Origin of the sequence: Martinezella rhizogenes, assembly GCF_000799715.1 — a bacterium.
In the GTDB taxonomy this organism is placed as follows: domain Bacteria; phylum Pseudomonadota; class Alphaproteobacteria; order Rhizobiales; family Rhizobiaceae; genus Rhizobium; species Rhizobium rhizogenes_C.
Genome location: NZ_JUHG01000011.1, coordinates 402,774 through 416,125, shown reverse-complemented (window position 1 = coordinate 416,125; position 13,352 = coordinate 402,774). Strand labels below are relative to the sequence as shown.

The window sequence follows — 13,352 nt, the reverse complement described above, 5'->3', positions numbered from 1 at the left end:
CGCTTTACTTGACGAGAACCGGCCCCGTGCCGCGCACGGGTTCGTTTTCATTGATGATGCCGAGACGGCGGGCAACTTCGGAATAGGCCTCCACCAGGCCGCCCATGTCGCGACGGAAACGGTCCTTGTCCATTTTCTCATGGGTTTCGATGTCCCAGAGACGGCAGGAGTCCGGCGAGATTTCGTCGGCGAGGATGATGCGCATCATGTCGCCTTCGAACAGGCGGCCGCATTCGATCTTGAAATCGACGAGCTGGATGCCGACGCCGAGGAAGAGGCCGGTCATGAAGTCGTTGACGCGGATGGCAAGCGCCATGATGTCATCGAGTTCGGCAGGGTTCGCCCAGCCGAAAGCGGTGATGTGTTCTTCGGAGACCATCGGGTCTTCGAGCGCGTCCGACTTGTAGTAGAACTCGATGATCGAGCGCGGCAGCACGACGCCTTCCTCGATGCCGAGGCGCTTGGCGAGCGAGCCGGCGGCAACGTTGCGCACGACGATCTCGAGCGGGATCATTTCCACTTCCTTGATCAGCTGCTCGCGCATGTTGAGGCGGCGGATGAAGTGCGTGGGGATGCCGATCTTGTTCAGATGGCTGAAAATATATTCGCAGATGCGATTGTTCAGAACACCCTTGCCATCGATGACTTCGTGTTTCTTCTTGTTGAAGGCGGTGGCATCGTCCTTGAAAAACTGGATCAGTGTGCCCGGCTCTGGTCCCTCGTAAAGGATCTTGGCCTTGCCCTCGTAAATACGGCGGCGACGGTTCATTGGTATTGTTCTCTGTCGTTGGCGCTCTCTGAGTAGCGCAAGTGGATCGAGCTGTGGGCGTCCCCATAACGGATAAGAAGCAAATTCACAATCCGCCAGCGCCTCCTTCCTCGGAATTCCGGCTTTGGTGGGGTACCAATGCGAGAATCGGGATCCTGTCACCTTATGTTCTACAGGCTTTTATTTAACGATGGAATGAAGCCCACCGATACTGCACAGGCAAGTACTCCAACTTGCATGGAGCCATTGTATCATACTTGGCCGCCGTCACGGCTTGAGGCCGCTCAGAAACTTGGCAAAGACCATCGTGCCTTCCGGCCAGGGACCATGGCCGGAATCGGCATTGATGTGACCCGCCTCGCCGGCGTCGATCAGCAGCGAACCCCAGCTGCGGGCCAGTTCTTCGATATGCTCATAGCTGCTGAACGGATCGTTGCGGCTGGCAATGATCATCGATGGAAAAGGCAGGGGATCGAGCGGGTAAGGGCCGAAGGTCATCAGATGCTTCGGCTTGATCTTCGGATTGGCGACATCGGGCGGCGTGACGAAGAAGGCGCCAGCCACCTTGTTGCGGAAATACGGGATCGCGTGGATCACCGAGGGAACGCCAAGCGAATGCGCCACCAGCACCACCGGTTTGGTGCAAGCGTTCACTTCTTCGACGATACGGGCAACCCAGTCGTCGCGCACGGGCTTCGACCATTCCGCCTGTTCCACGCGCCGCGCGGTCGAGAGCTTCTGCTCCCACCGTGTCTGCCAGTGGTCGGGGCCGGAATTGGTGTAACCGGGAACGATGAGAATATCTGCGTCGGAGACTTTCATGATGTGCCGATGTGGAAAAGGAAGCCCCGGCTGTCAAGGGAAAAGGCGACAATTGCGACAAAATTTGCTAGGATGACGGCTGCCGGTAGCGATTGATGATGTCGGCGCCTCTTTTGCCCGATATTTTCGCGCCGCCAGCTGAACACATAGGCTGATGAGGAGGAGCAATACTATGGCGGCATTTCACGTCATGGCTGGCGCGGATCATACCTTTACGCGTCCGGCCATTCGCAAGATCGGTGTTGCCGATCTCGTCGATGCCCTGAAGCTGGGGCTGGACGACTTCAGAGAAAAACCATCGCATTATGTCTTCCTGTGTCTGATGTATCCGATCGCGGGCGTTGCCCTGACGCTATGGAGCTCCGGTGCCAACCTGCTGCCGCTGCTCTTTCCGTTGATGTCCGGCTTCGCGCTGGTCGGACCGTTGGCGGCAATCGGCCTTTACGAGATCAGCATGCGGCGGGAAAGAGGAATGGATACTTCCTGGCGGCATGCTTTCGATGTGCGCTTTTCGCCGGCATTGCCGTCGATCATCGTCGCCGGCCTTATGCTGTTTGCCTTCTTCGTCGTCTGGCTGGTGGTGGCGCAAAATATCTACATGGCCTTTTTCGGTGACACGGTGCCGGTGACGCTATCGTCGTTCCTGTCCAACGTGCTGTCGACGCCGCAGGGCATGGCGATGATGTTCTGGGGCAATCTCACAGGATTCATCTTCGCTCTCGTGGTCCTGGCAACGACTATCGTCACCTTCCCGCTGCTGCTCGACCGCGATATCGGCGTCGTGGCGGCAGTCGACGCCAGCCTGCGCGCAACGCTGCTCAATCCGGTGCCCGTGGCCATCTGGGGCCTGATCGTGGCAGCACTCCTGGTGATCGGCACGATCCCGATCTTTGCGGGCCTTGCCGTGGTCATGCCGATCCTCGGCCATGCCACCTGGCATCTTTATCGCAAGCTCGTGGTGCCGGCCGATACGCACTAAGCCTACGCTGACGTGGTTCCGGCCGGATCGGTTGGAACCACCGTGATCTTGCGGCGTTGACCCGCGTCCATCTCTCGAACTCGGGGGATGGCATACGGTTCTGCCGAGGATGTGGTTCATGGCAAGGCTCAAGCATATTTTCGCGCGTTTCGCCGCCATTGTTTCGGAATGGACGGGAAAACCCGTCGTCTTCATATTGGCGCTGCTATCGGTCATCGTCTGGGGTCTGACGGGACCGATCTTCGACTTCTCCGAGACCTGGCAGCTCGTCATCAACACAGGCACGACCATCATCACCTTCCTGATGGTCTTCCTGCTGCAGAACGCGCAGACGCGCGATACGCGCGCCATCCAGGCCAAGCTTAACGAACTCATCCTGACCAGTGCCGCGGAAAACCGCTTCGTCGGGATAGAGAACCTCGATGAGGAGGATCTGAAACATCTGGACCGGCTGGTGGAAAAAGCTGCGAAGAGTCGCGGCGATGAGGCGGAAAATGGCCAGCGAGAAAATAAGCTCTCTGCGAAATCGCGCCTGAAACAGAAAAGGCGGCGCATCGTCAGCGCCGCCTCTTCAAAATCGGATCAATAGGCTTGTCCGAGCTTAGCCGAAGACGCGCTTGAAGATCGTATCGACATGCTTGGTGTGGTAGCCGAGGTCGAACTTTTCGCGAAGATCCTCTTCCGAGAGCGCCGCGCGGACCTCCTGGTCGGCGAGCAATTCTTCGAGGAAGTCCTTGCCCTGTTCCCAGACCTTCATGGCATTGCGCTGGACGAGACGGTAGGAATCCTCGCGGGAAACACCGGCCTGCGTCAGCGCCAACAGCACGCGCTGCGAATGAACAAGTCCGCGGAACTTGTTCAGATTGTTCATCATATTTTCCGGATAGACCAGAAGCTTGTCGATGACGGTGGTGAGGCGTGACAGCGCGAAATCGAGGGTCACGGTCGCATCCGGGCCAATCATGCGCTCGACGGAGGAGTGCGAAATATCACGCTCGTGCCACAAAGCCACGTTTTCCATCGCCGGAAGGGCATAGGAGCGGACCATGCGGGCAAGGCCGGTCAGGTTTTCGGTGAGTACCGGGTTGCGCTTGTGCGGCATGGCCGACGAACCCTTCTGGCCGGGGGAGAAATATTCCTCGGCTTCCAGCACTTCGGTGCGCTGCAGATGGCGGATTTCGACGGACAGGCGTTCGATCGAGGAGGCGACGACGCCGAGCGTTGCAAAATACATCGCGTGGCGATCGCGCGGGATAACCTGCGTCGATACCGGCTCCGGCTTCAGGCCGAGGGCTGCGGCGACATGTTCTTCGACGCGCGGGTCGATATTGGCGAAGGTGCCGACGGCGCCGGAAATGGCGCAGGTGGCGACTTCCTCGCGCGCGGCGATCAGGCGCTGCTTGCAGCGTTCGAACTCGGCATAGGCAAGCGCCATCTTGACGCCGAAGGTGATCGGTTCGGCATGGATGCCGTGCGAGCGGCCGATGGTGACGGTGTCCTTATGCTCGAAAGCACGGCGCTTTAGCGCTTCCAGAAGCTTGTCGATATCGGCAAGCATGATGTCGGTGGCGCGCACGAGCTGGATGTTGAAGCAGGTGTCGAGCACGTCGGAAGAGGTCATGCCCTGATGCACGAAGCGGGCGTCCGGACCGACGATTTCGGCGAGATGTGTCAGGAAGGCGATGACGTCATGCTTGGTGACGGCTTCGATCTCATCGATACGGTCGACGTCAAAGGTTGCCTTGCCGCCCTTTTCCCAAATGGTCTCAGCCGCGGACTTTGGAATAACGCCGAGCGCGGCCAGCGCGTCGCAGGCATGGGCCTCGATCTCGAACCAGATACGGAACTTGGTTTCGGGCGACCAGATGGCGACCATTTCCGGTCGGGAGTAGCGCGGGATCATGGGCTCACAACTTTCTTGGGGTGCGGGAAACGAATGCTTGGCGCCCCCATAACAAAGACGGGCGGCAATCTCAATGTTTCTTGGCGCAATCTTTCGTTCGGTTCAACGCATATGCCTGGCGAGATAGAGGCTCGCGGCGGCCAAGCAGAGGAGACCGAAGGGCAAAAATAGGCCAAGGCCGAGGACTGCGAACTGATAGACGGCGCTGGCGCTGGTGAAGGCGAACTGAAATGTCCAGACGAGCGTGCCGAAAGGCGCATGCCAGCGCGCATAGAACCAACGGTAGTCCATGGCAAAGAGGAAGGCGGTCATGGCGACGGTGCCGAGCGATAGCGTCAGGAAGAATGCCGCGAAACGGGCTTCCAGCGCTCGGCCACGAGCGAGCAACCGCGTCAGCGGCAGCATGAAGCACCAGGCAAGCGTGCCGCCGAGGAAATAGACGGTGATTAGCGCGGGCAGATGGCTCGTCAGCAGGCCGTTGCGCAGATAAAGCGCCACCAGCATGGAGCCTGTCATTGCAGCGCCCCAGCAGGGCGCTCCGATCAGCAGCTGTCGATAGGAAGCGGTGGCTGCCCTCAGCCGCCCGTTCGCAACGACAGCACTGGCCGGATTAATTTGATCCAACGCGGCCTCGTTCTGCCGCAGCCCTGAGATCGGACACCGTCTGCTTGTAGGCCTCGACCGAACCGCCCTTGAATATCGCCGAACCGGCGACGAGTACATTGGCGCCGGCGGCGGTGATCATCGGCGCGGTCTCGACGGTGACGCCGCCGTCGACTTCCAGCTCGATCGGGCGGTCGCCGATGAGTGATTTGGCATTGCGGATCTTGTCGGCCATGGCCGGAATGAATTTCTGGCCGCCGAAGCCCGGATTGACCGACATGATCAGGATCAGGTCGATATCATCAAGCACGTTTTCCAGGATAGACAGCGGCGTTGCCGGATTGAGCGTGACGCCGACCTTCTTGCCGAGATTGCGGATCGTCTGAAGCGAACGATGCAGATGCACGCCCGCTTCGGCGTGAACCGTAATCCGGTCGCAGCCGGCCTTGGCGAAGGCTTCGAGATAGGGATCAGCGGGCGAGATCATCAGGTGGCAGTCGAATGTGGCGGTCGTGTAGGAACGCAACGACTTGATGACATCGGGGCCGAAGGAAATGTTCGGCACGAAATGCCCGTCCATGACATCGAGATGGATCCAGTCCGCCCCGGCTTCGGTCACATCTCTGACTTCCTGCCCAAGCTTGGCGAAATCGGCTGCGAGAATGGAAGGGGCAATGCGGATCGGCAGGGTCATGAGATGGCTGAACTCCGTCTGATTTTTTCGCGCTTGGCTTATCACCGGTTCGGCTGGCGGACAACCTGGTCCGCCAGACTTGCACGGACCCTATCAGTTCGACGGCGCCGTCAGAGGTACGAAGGCATTGCCGCGCCATTCCAGCAAGCGGTAGGGATTGTCGGTCAGTTCGTGGTTGCTGCTGAAGGTGATCGGGCCGATCGGGGTCTGGAAGGTCGCGCCGATGAGCTTTTCGGCAATCGGCTTGTTTTCCGCCTTGGCGCTTTCGGCCGCCTGATTTGCGATCAGCGCGGCTGCTGCGGCCGGCAGGATATAGCCGTCCGGCTCTATGCCACTGGCGCGCATCGCCTGCGCTACCTCCTGGGCATCGGGCAGGCTAACGTAATCGGGCAAGGCGATGGCCTGCACGCCGTCGGCCAAAGGCACTGGCTGGTTGGCGGCGCGCATCGCGTCGCCGCCCATCAATTTCAATGGGACGTTTTCACTCTGGGCATCGCGGGCGATGATTGCCACGTCGCTGCGGTCGCCGCCGATGAAGACGCGCGCGGCGCCAGCCTTCTTCAGTCGGCGGACAAGGGCGATCTGCTGGTCTTGGCCCGGGCGAAAGGTGTCGGTGAAGACCGGTTTCAGGCCCTTATCCTCCAGCGCGCTACGGACCGCGCCCACCAGTTCGCGACCGTGGATCGTGCCATCATCGATGAGCGCCATCGGCTCCGCCGCCCAGCCCTTCAGGATGGCATCGACCGCCATGGCCGCTTCAGCGGTGTCGACCGGAGCGAGACGGAACAAGGGCCAGCCGTTCTTCAGCGCATCGTCCATCAGGATGTGCGAGCGCGCCGAGACGGTGATGACGGGAATACCGGCATCCTTCAGCCGGGGCAGGGCGCTTTCCAGGGTCTCGCTGCAGAGGAAGCCGATCGCAACTTGAACCTTGGCGGTGATCAGCGCCTCTGCGACGGCCTGGCCGCCATCTTCCGTACAGGGTTCATCGACGACGGTGGCGGAATTCTGCTGCGCTTGCACTTCGAAATTGGCGCCGGCGGTGATCTCGGCGCCGAGCGTTGCGAAGTTTCCGCCCTGCGGTGCGACAATACCGATATTGATGCCCGCGGCATGGCTGCTGCCCGCTGCCAGGAGCAGCATCATCATCAGCGGTGTGCGACGCAGAACATTCATCGAATGGTTATCCCGGGCAAATCTTCTGCCCTTTTATCCACATGACAGTGGTCGTCAAAGAAAAAGCAACAAAGTCACTCGGTTTTCAATAATCCTATTGTAGAAAAGCTAGCATCCGCCCGCCATATTGAACGGAACATGCGAAATGACAGAAATGAGGGAAACGATCGTGCTTGATAGGCAGAGTATGGGGCCAGCGCTCTATCGTGATGCCATGAGCCGCTATGCGGGGCATGTGCAACTTGTGACCACGGCACTTGGCAGTGAGCGGCGCGGAGTGACGATCACTGCTGCCTGCTCGGTCTCCGATAATCCGGCCACGGTTTTGATCTGCCTCAACAACACCAATGTGAAGAACGAGATCTTCTTCAAGAGTGGTGTCTTCGCGCTGAATGCTCTCGGCGCCCATCATCAGGCGCTTGCGGACGCCTTTTCCGGCAAGACGAACCTCACCAACGACGAGCGCTTTGCCGCTGGCACCTTCGATACGCTGGTGACCGGTGCACCGGTGCTTGCCGACGCGCTAGCGGCCTTCGATTGCCGCGTGACCGAGATCAAGGAAGCGTCGACGCATCACATCATTTTCGGCGAGGTCATGGCGGTGCGTTTCAGTGAAATCAAGCCGGCGCTGCTCTATATGAACCGCGACTATCACACGTTATAACCTCCCTAGCGCATAACCCCTTGAATAGGAATCGATTTAAGGAAAGGATTATGCGCCAGTTTACGATTTTACTGCGTCCTTTGCGCGTCCGATAGGACGCGCGGCGCAGTAATGGGAGAAACCATGTCCGATAAAACTGCACCTTCATTGCCTGGCTCAATAGACGAGACGATCGCCTTGCTCGGCGCCCACGACTATCTCGCCGGACGGGCGCTCGGTACGGTGCTGTTTCTGGCGCTGAAAATGAAACGGCCGCTGTTTCTTGAAGGCGAGGCCGGTGTCGGCAAGACCGAGATCGCCAAGGTGCTGTCGAAGGCGCTCGACCGGCCGCTGATCCGGCTCCAATGCTATGAAGGTCTCGACGTTTCCTCCGCCGTCTATGAGTGGAACTATCCGGCGCAGATGCTGGAAATCCGCCTGGCGGAAGCATCGGGCCTCACCGATCGCGACCGCATCGAGTCTGACATCTTCTCCGAGCGCTATCTGATCCGCCGGCCCGTGCTGCAGGCCTTGTCGAGTGTCGACGGCCGCGCGCCGGTCTTCCTGATCGACGAGCTGGATCGCACGGATGAGGCGTTCGAAGCCTTCCTGCTGGAAGTGCTCTCCGATTTCCAGGTGACCGTGCCCGAGCTTGGCACCATCAAGGCCGCCGAGCCGCCGATCGTCATCATCACCACCAACCGCACGCGCGAGGTGCATGACGCACTGAAGCGGCGCTGTCTCTATCACTGGGTCGATTATCCGGAGGCCACGCAGGAACTGGAGATCATCCGCCGCAAGGTGCCGGGCTGCAACGAGGCGCTGTCCGGCCAGATCGTCGCCTATGTGCAGAAACTGCGCGCGCTCGACCTTTTCAAAAATCCCGGCGTCGCCGAGACCATCGATTGGGCGACGGCTCTCACCGAACTCGACAGGCTGGCGCTCGATCCGGAGACGATTTCCGACACGCTCGGCACCCTGCTGAAATATCAGGACGACATCGCCCGCATTCAGGGCGGCGAGGGCAAGCGGGTGCTGGACGAGGTGAAATCCGAATTGCTTGCGACGGGATAGAGCGATGGAGCCGCAAGCACAGGATGGCATTGCCGCTCCGCCGTCACCGCTTGGTGACGGGCGCCTTGCCGACAATATCGTCTTCTTCGCCCGGGCACTCCGCAAGGCAGGACTGAAGATCGGGCCTGCTGCCATTGCCGATACCATCGAAGCCGTAGAGGCGATCGGTATCGGCTCGCGCGACGAGTTTCATGCGGCGCTCTGTTCCACCTTCGTCAAGCGGCATGAGGATCTCGCGGTTTTCGACGAGGCTTTCCGGCTGTTTTGGCGCTCGCGCGATCTCGTGCAGAAGATGATCGCAATGATGTCACCGATCGCGCTCGACAATCGCGAGAAGGAAAAGCCGAAGCCCGGCGAAACCCGTGCCGGCGATGCCTTGCTCGGGGACCGCAACGACCGCCGACCGCAACGCGAGACGCCGGATATCGAGATCGACGCTCGTTTCACCACATCCGGCAGCGAAGTGCTGCGCCGCATGGATTTCGCGCAGATGTCGGCCGCGGAGATCGCCGTTGCGAAGAAGGAATTGGCGAGGCTGAAACTGCCGCTCGACAGCGTGCGGACCCGCCGTTTCGTGTCGGCACATGCGCCGGTCCGGATCGACCCGCGCGCAACGATGCGCGCGGCGTTGCGCACCGGAGGCTCCCTGATCCTGCCGCGCTATCGTCGACACAGGGAGATGCAGCCGCCGCTGGTGGTTCTAGCGGACATCTCCGGCTCGATGAGCCAATATACCCGCATCTTCCTGCATTTCCTGCATGTGCTGACCGAAAGACGGCGGCGCGTGCATACGTTCCTGTTTGGCACGCGGCTGACCAATGTCACGCGGGCGATGCGCCATAAGGATCCGGACGAGGCGCTCGACGAATGCGCCGCCGCCGTGCGTGACTGGTCGGGCGGCACGCGCATTGGCGAGACGCTGAAGGAGTTCAATCGGCTCTGGGCGCGTCGCGTGCTCGGGCAGGGCGCGATCGTGCTCCTCATCACCGATGGATTGGAGCGCGACGGCGTCGAGCTTCTGGAAACCGAGATGGATCGGCTGCACCGTTCCTGTCGGCGGCTGATCTGGCTCAATCCGTTGCTTCGCTTCGAGGGTTTCGAACCTCGTGCCAGAGGCGTGCGAACCATGCTGCCGCATGTTGACGAATTCCGTCCGGTTCACAATCTATTATCTCTGGCCGATCTCGTGTCGGCCCTCAGCGCCGGCCGCGCCGGGGCTTACGATCCACGCCGTTTTCTCGCCAAGCTGTGAGGTACTCATGACAAACATATCCGAAAGCCTGGATCCGCTTGTGATCGCGGAGGAATGGGCGTCCGTCGGCCGCAGCGTGGCGCTGGCGACCGTCGTCGACACCTGGGGTTCAGCACCTCGCCCCACCGGTAGCCATCTCGTCATCGACGGCGAGGGCAATTTTCATGGCTCGGTCTCCGGCGGCTGCGTCGAGGGCGCCGTGATTACCGAGGCGCTGGACGTGATCGAAAGTGGCAAGGCCCGCATGCTGGATTTCGGCGTGGCGGATGAAACCGCCTGGCGCGTTGGCCTCTCTTGCGGCGGCCGCATTCGTGTCTATGTCGAAAGGCTTCATTGATGGACCGTCAGATACTGACGAAACTGAATGCGCTGCGACGCGCGCGGCAGGCGGTGATCCTGGTCACCGATCTGTCCGGTGGTCCGGACCGACTGATTGTCGAGGGGGATGCTGTTGATGGGCTTCTTGCCGACGCGGCAGCTTCCGCCTTCCGCTCAGGCAAATCCTCGGCGGTAGACATCGACGGACGCAACCTCTTTCTCAATGTTCACCTGCCTCCACCGCATATCGTCGTCATCGGCGCCGTGCATATCAGCCAGGTCTTGGCGCAGATGGCCGTACTTGCCGGTTTCGATATTCGCGTCATCGATCCGCGCACCGCCTTTGCGACCCCCGAGCGCTTCGAGGGCGTCGACCTCGTCGCCGACTGGCCCGTGGATGCGCTGAAGGAGCGACCTCTCGATGCCTATACGGCGCTGGTCGCGGTCACCCATGATCCGAAGATCGACGATTTTCCGATCGCCGAAGCATTGAGAGCGGGCTGTTTCTACGTCGGGGCGCTCGGCAGCCGCAAGACGCACGCAAGCCGGCTGGAGCGATTGACGCGGGAAGGACTGACGGAAACAGACCTTGCGCGGGTTCATGCCCCCATCGGTTTATCTATCGGTGCATCAAGCCCGGCAGAAATCGCTGTCGCCATTCTGGCCGAGATAATCGCAGCGCTCCGCGGCCGCGATGTCTTGTCGCCAAAGGGTGACAAGACATGATCTTCGGCGATTTTTCGACGAGGGAGGCGGAGGGTGCGGTCCTGGCACATTCCGTTCGTTTGCCCGATGGCAGCTTTGCCAAGGGGCATGTCCTTGAGCCGGCAGATATTCATCGCCTTGCCGCTGCCGGGATCGATCGCGTCATTGCCGCGCGGATTGAACCGGGCGATTTGATGGAGGACGAGGCTGCGGAGCGGTTGGCACGGGCAATCGCGCCGGATCATCTGACGTTTTCCGAAGCGGCCACGGGGCGCGTCAACATTCATAGCGCGGTCGACGGCCTGTTCATCGCGAACCGCGCTGTCGTCGACCAGCTGAACAGCGTCGATCCGGCGATTACGCTTGCCTGTCTTGCCGATCATGTCCCGGTGCGCCGTGGCGACATGGTTGCGACCTTCAAGATCATACCGCTCGCGGTCTCCGGCACGAAGATTGCGGCCGGTGTCGATATCCTGCGGCGGATGACGGCGTTCGAGGTCAAGCCGTTCCTGCCGCATGCGATATCGCTGGTCGCCACCGAACTGCCGTCGCTGAAGACCTCCGTCATGGACAAGACGGCTCGCATTCTGTCGCAACGGCTGCAGCTCGCCGGCAGTACACTGGCGCGGGAAAAGCGTGTGGCGCATCGTGCGCCTGCGGTCGCGGAAGCGATTGGTGCGGCGCTTCGGGCGACGGACGGACCGCCGAAGCTAATTATCGTTTTCGGCGCATCCGCCGTCATCGACGCCGGCGATGTCATTCCGGAAGCGATCAGGCTTGCCGGCGGCGACGTCATTCAGGTCGGCATGCCGGTCGATCCCGGCAATCTGCTGGTGCTCGGCAAGGTCGGTGACGTCTATGTTGTCGGCGCTCCCGGCTGCGCTCGCAGCCCGAAGGAGAATGGTTTCGACTGGGTGCTGGACCGCATCCTCGCCGGCGAACAGCCGACGCCGCGGGAGATCAGCGGCATGGGCGTCGGAGGTCTTCTGATGGAAATACAATCGCGGCCACGGCCGCGCGATATCGCCGTAAAACCAGAAGTACAGGTTTCCGTCGCCGTCGTTCTGCTTGCCGCCGGGAAGGCGAGCCGCATGGGTGAGGGTGGGGCGCACAAGCTCCTGGCCGAGTTCGATGGTATACCGCTGGTGCGTCGTTCCGCCGTGACGGCTTTGTCGAGCGGAGCCGCCTCCGTCGTTGCGGTCAGCGGCCATCGTCGTGGGGAGATCGAAGAGGCGCTTGCTGGCTTGGCGCTAGAACTGGTGCACAATCCGGACTACGCCTCCGGCATGGCAAGCTCGCTGATCGCGGGCATCGGCACGCCGGCCGCGCAACGTGCCGATGGTGTGCTGGTTATGCTGGCCGATATGCCAGGCATTACGAGCGACGACCTGAAGGTGTTGATCACGGCCTTCCGCAAGACAAACGCTCAAGCGATCGTCAGGGCCGTGTCGCGCGGCAAGCGCGGTAATCCCGTCATCCTGCCGCACTCTGTCTTTGACGAAGTGATGCGGCTCGAAGGCGACGTCGGCGCCCGGCACATCATCGAAACATCAGGGCTTGCCGTCGTCGATGTGGATATCGGCGATGTCGCCCATCTCGATGTCGATACGCCCGAAGCCGTGCTTGCCGCCGGCGGTGTTTTAAAGGGGTAGGGAATGGATAATATCGAGATTGAAGAGATGTTCCAGGCACTTGGCCCGGTGACGATCAAGCGCATGTTCGGCGGCAAGGGCATCTACCACATGGGTCGCATCCTCGCCATCGAACTGGATAGCGAGATGCTGCTGAAGGCCGACGAAATCAGCGCCCCGGATTTCGAGGCGGCGGGCGCCAGGCGTTGGGCCTATGAAGGCAAGAAGGGCAAACCGGTCAATATGCCCTATTGGTCGATCCCAGACGATGCTTTCGACGATCCGGATATCATGGCGCACTGGGTAAGGCTTGCCTACCAGGCGGCGGTGCGGGCGGATAAATAGTTCTAGCTAGAAATCGTCTTTGCTCAGATGAGCGATCGTCGCTTCTGCAAAAGCCGATAACGGCTGCGGCAGCTCGTTGCGGCCGAACCAGCCGAAATCGGAGAGCTTGTCCGGCTCAACCAGACTTGCTTCGCCGGAAAAATCCTTGGTGACATAGATCAGCGAGATCCAGTGCTGCTCGTCCGCGTCATTGATGACTTCCGTTGCGCAGAGATAATCGATTTTGCCGATGGAAAGGCCGCTTTCCTCTTCAGCCTCGCGGATAGCGGCGTTTGCCGCAGGCTCCATATGGTCGACCTTGCCGCCGACGATGCTCCAGAAGCCAGCTTCCGGCGCCTTGAGGCGCTTATAGAGCAGCAATTTCCGATCCCGCAAAATTGCGAGACCGGTTCCTAATCCTGGGAAATCGATGCCGGGTTTCCCCATGCCGAGAGACCC

The 13,352-nt window shown here is 60.7% G+C and carries 16 protein-coding genes; 9 read left to right on the top strand and 7 right to left on the bottom strand.

From position 1 onward, the window contains the following. Positions 1-4 precede the first annotated feature (4 nt). Positions 5-769, bottom strand: a complete 765-nt coding sequence (gene purC, locus EX00_RS05990; RefSeq protein ID WP_007696300.1) for a phosphoribosylaminoimidazolesuccinocarboxamide synthase — start codon at positions 767-769, stop codon at positions 5-7. Between the two features lie 267 nt (positions 770-1,036). Beyond that, complete coding sequence (locus tag EX00_RS05985) at positions 1,037-1,591, bottom strand: RBBP9/YdeN family alpha/beta hydrolase (RefSeq protein ID WP_047455090.1); 555 nt, start codon at positions 1,589-1,591, stop codon at positions 1,037-1,039. A gap of 172 nt (positions 1,592-1,763) precedes the next feature. Here EX00_RS05985 and EX00_RS05980 point away from each other — a divergent pair, with 172 nt between their 5' ends. Further along, on the top strand, positions 1,764-2,570 hold the full coding sequence (locus EX00_RS05980) for a DUF2189 domain-containing protein (RefSeq protein WP_047455088.1): 807 nt from the start codon (positions 1,764-1,766) through the stop codon (positions 2,568-2,570). A 118-nt stretch (positions 2,571-2,688) separates the two neighbouring features. Further along, positions 2,689-3,159, top strand: a complete 471-nt coding sequence (locus EX00_RS05975) for a low affinity iron permease family protein (protein WP_047455086.1) — start codon at positions 2,689-2,691, stop codon at positions 3,157-3,159. A 12-nt stretch (positions 3,160-3,171) separates the two neighbouring features. Here EX00_RS05975 and purB read toward each other — a convergent pair whose 3' ends face one another. From purB to EX00_RS05955, 4 genes are all read right to left on the bottom strand, one after another. Then, a complete protein-coding gene (purB, locus tag EX00_RS05970) occupies positions 3,172-4,473 on the bottom strand; it encodes an adenylosuccinate lyase (protein ID WP_047455084.1) in 1,302 nt (433 codons plus the stop codon). 102 nt (positions 4,474-4,575) lie between these two features. Continuing rightward, entirely contained in the window at positions 4,576-5,097 is a 522-nt protein-coding gene (locus EX00_RS05965; RefSeq protein WP_080761208.1) for a hypothetical protein, read from the bottom strand. Further along, positions 5,084-5,770, bottom strand: coding sequence for a ribulose-phosphate 3-epimerase (gene rpe / locus EX00_RS05960; protein ID WP_047455081.1), 687 nt, complete (start codon positions 5,768-5,770; stop codon positions 5,084-5,086). Before rpe ends, EX00_RS05965 begins: the two co-directional genes overlap by 14 nt. Positions 5,771-5,863: 93 nt before the next feature. Further along, the gene (locus EX00_RS05955) at positions 5,864-6,946 is read right to left on the bottom strand and encodes a branched-chain amino acid ABC transporter substrate-binding protein (protein WP_047455079.1); all 1,083 of its coding nucleotides are present in this window, start codon (positions 6,944-6,946) and stop codon (positions 5,864-5,866) included. Between the two features lie 145 nt (positions 6,947-7,091). On the opposite strand from EX00_RS05955, the gene EX00_RS05950 reads away from it, so the two are divergent. The 7 genes from EX00_RS05950 to EX00_RS05920 all read left to right on the top strand — a co-directional run bounded on the left by EX00_RS05950 (position 7,092) and on the right by EX00_RS05920 (position 12,914). After that, a complete protein-coding gene (locus EX00_RS05950; RefSeq protein ID WP_202903696.1) occupies positions 7,092-7,610 on the top strand; it encodes a flavin reductase in 519 nt (172 codons plus the stop codon). Between the two features lie 123 nt (positions 7,611-7,733). Further along, positions 7,734-8,663 (top strand): AAA family ATPase, encoded by a 930-nt coding sequence (locus EX00_RS05945; protein ID WP_047455077.1) that lies wholly within the window; start codon positions 7,734-7,736, stop codon positions 8,661-8,663. Positions 8,664-8,667: 4 nt separating this feature from the next. Further along, positions 8,668-9,915 (top strand): vWA domain-containing protein, encoded by a 1,248-nt coding sequence (locus EX00_RS05940; RefSeq protein ID WP_047455075.1) that lies wholly within the window; start codon positions 8,668-8,670, stop codon positions 9,913-9,915. 7 nt (positions 9,916-9,922) lie between these two features. After that, positions 9,923-10,252: an XdhC family protein gene (locus EX00_RS05935; RefSeq protein ID WP_047455073.1), complete on the top strand. Its 330-nt coding sequence runs from the start codon at positions 9,923-9,925 to the stop codon at positions 10,250-10,252. Then, positions 10,252-10,959 (top strand): XdhC family protein, encoded by a 708-nt coding sequence (locus EX00_RS05930; RefSeq protein ID WP_047455071.1) that lies wholly within the window; start codon positions 10,252-10,254, stop codon positions 10,957-10,959. The genes EX00_RS05935 and EX00_RS05930 overlap by 1 nt, the downstream gene beginning before the upstream one ends. Next, positions 10,956-12,590: an NTP transferase domain-containing protein gene (locus tag EX00_RS05925; RefSeq protein ID WP_047455070.1), complete on the top strand. Its 1,635-nt coding sequence runs from the start codon at positions 10,956-10,958 to the stop codon at positions 12,588-12,590. The genes EX00_RS05930 and EX00_RS05925 overlap by 4 nt, the downstream gene beginning before the upstream one ends. A gap of 3 nt (positions 12,591-12,593) precedes the next feature. Then, positions 12,594-12,914, top strand: coding sequence for a TfoX/Sxy family protein (locus EX00_RS05920; protein WP_047455068.1), 321 nt, complete (start codon positions 12,594-12,596; stop codon positions 12,912-12,914). A gap of 6 nt (positions 12,915-12,920) precedes the next feature. On the opposite strand, the gene EX00_RS05915 is transcribed toward EX00_RS05920, so the two are convergent. After that, complete coding sequence (locus EX00_RS05915; RefSeq protein ID WP_047455066.1) at positions 12,921-13,340, bottom strand: NUDIX domain-containing protein; 420 nt, start codon at positions 13,338-13,340, stop codon at positions 12,921-12,923. Positions 13,341-13,352 lie beyond the last annotated feature (12 nt).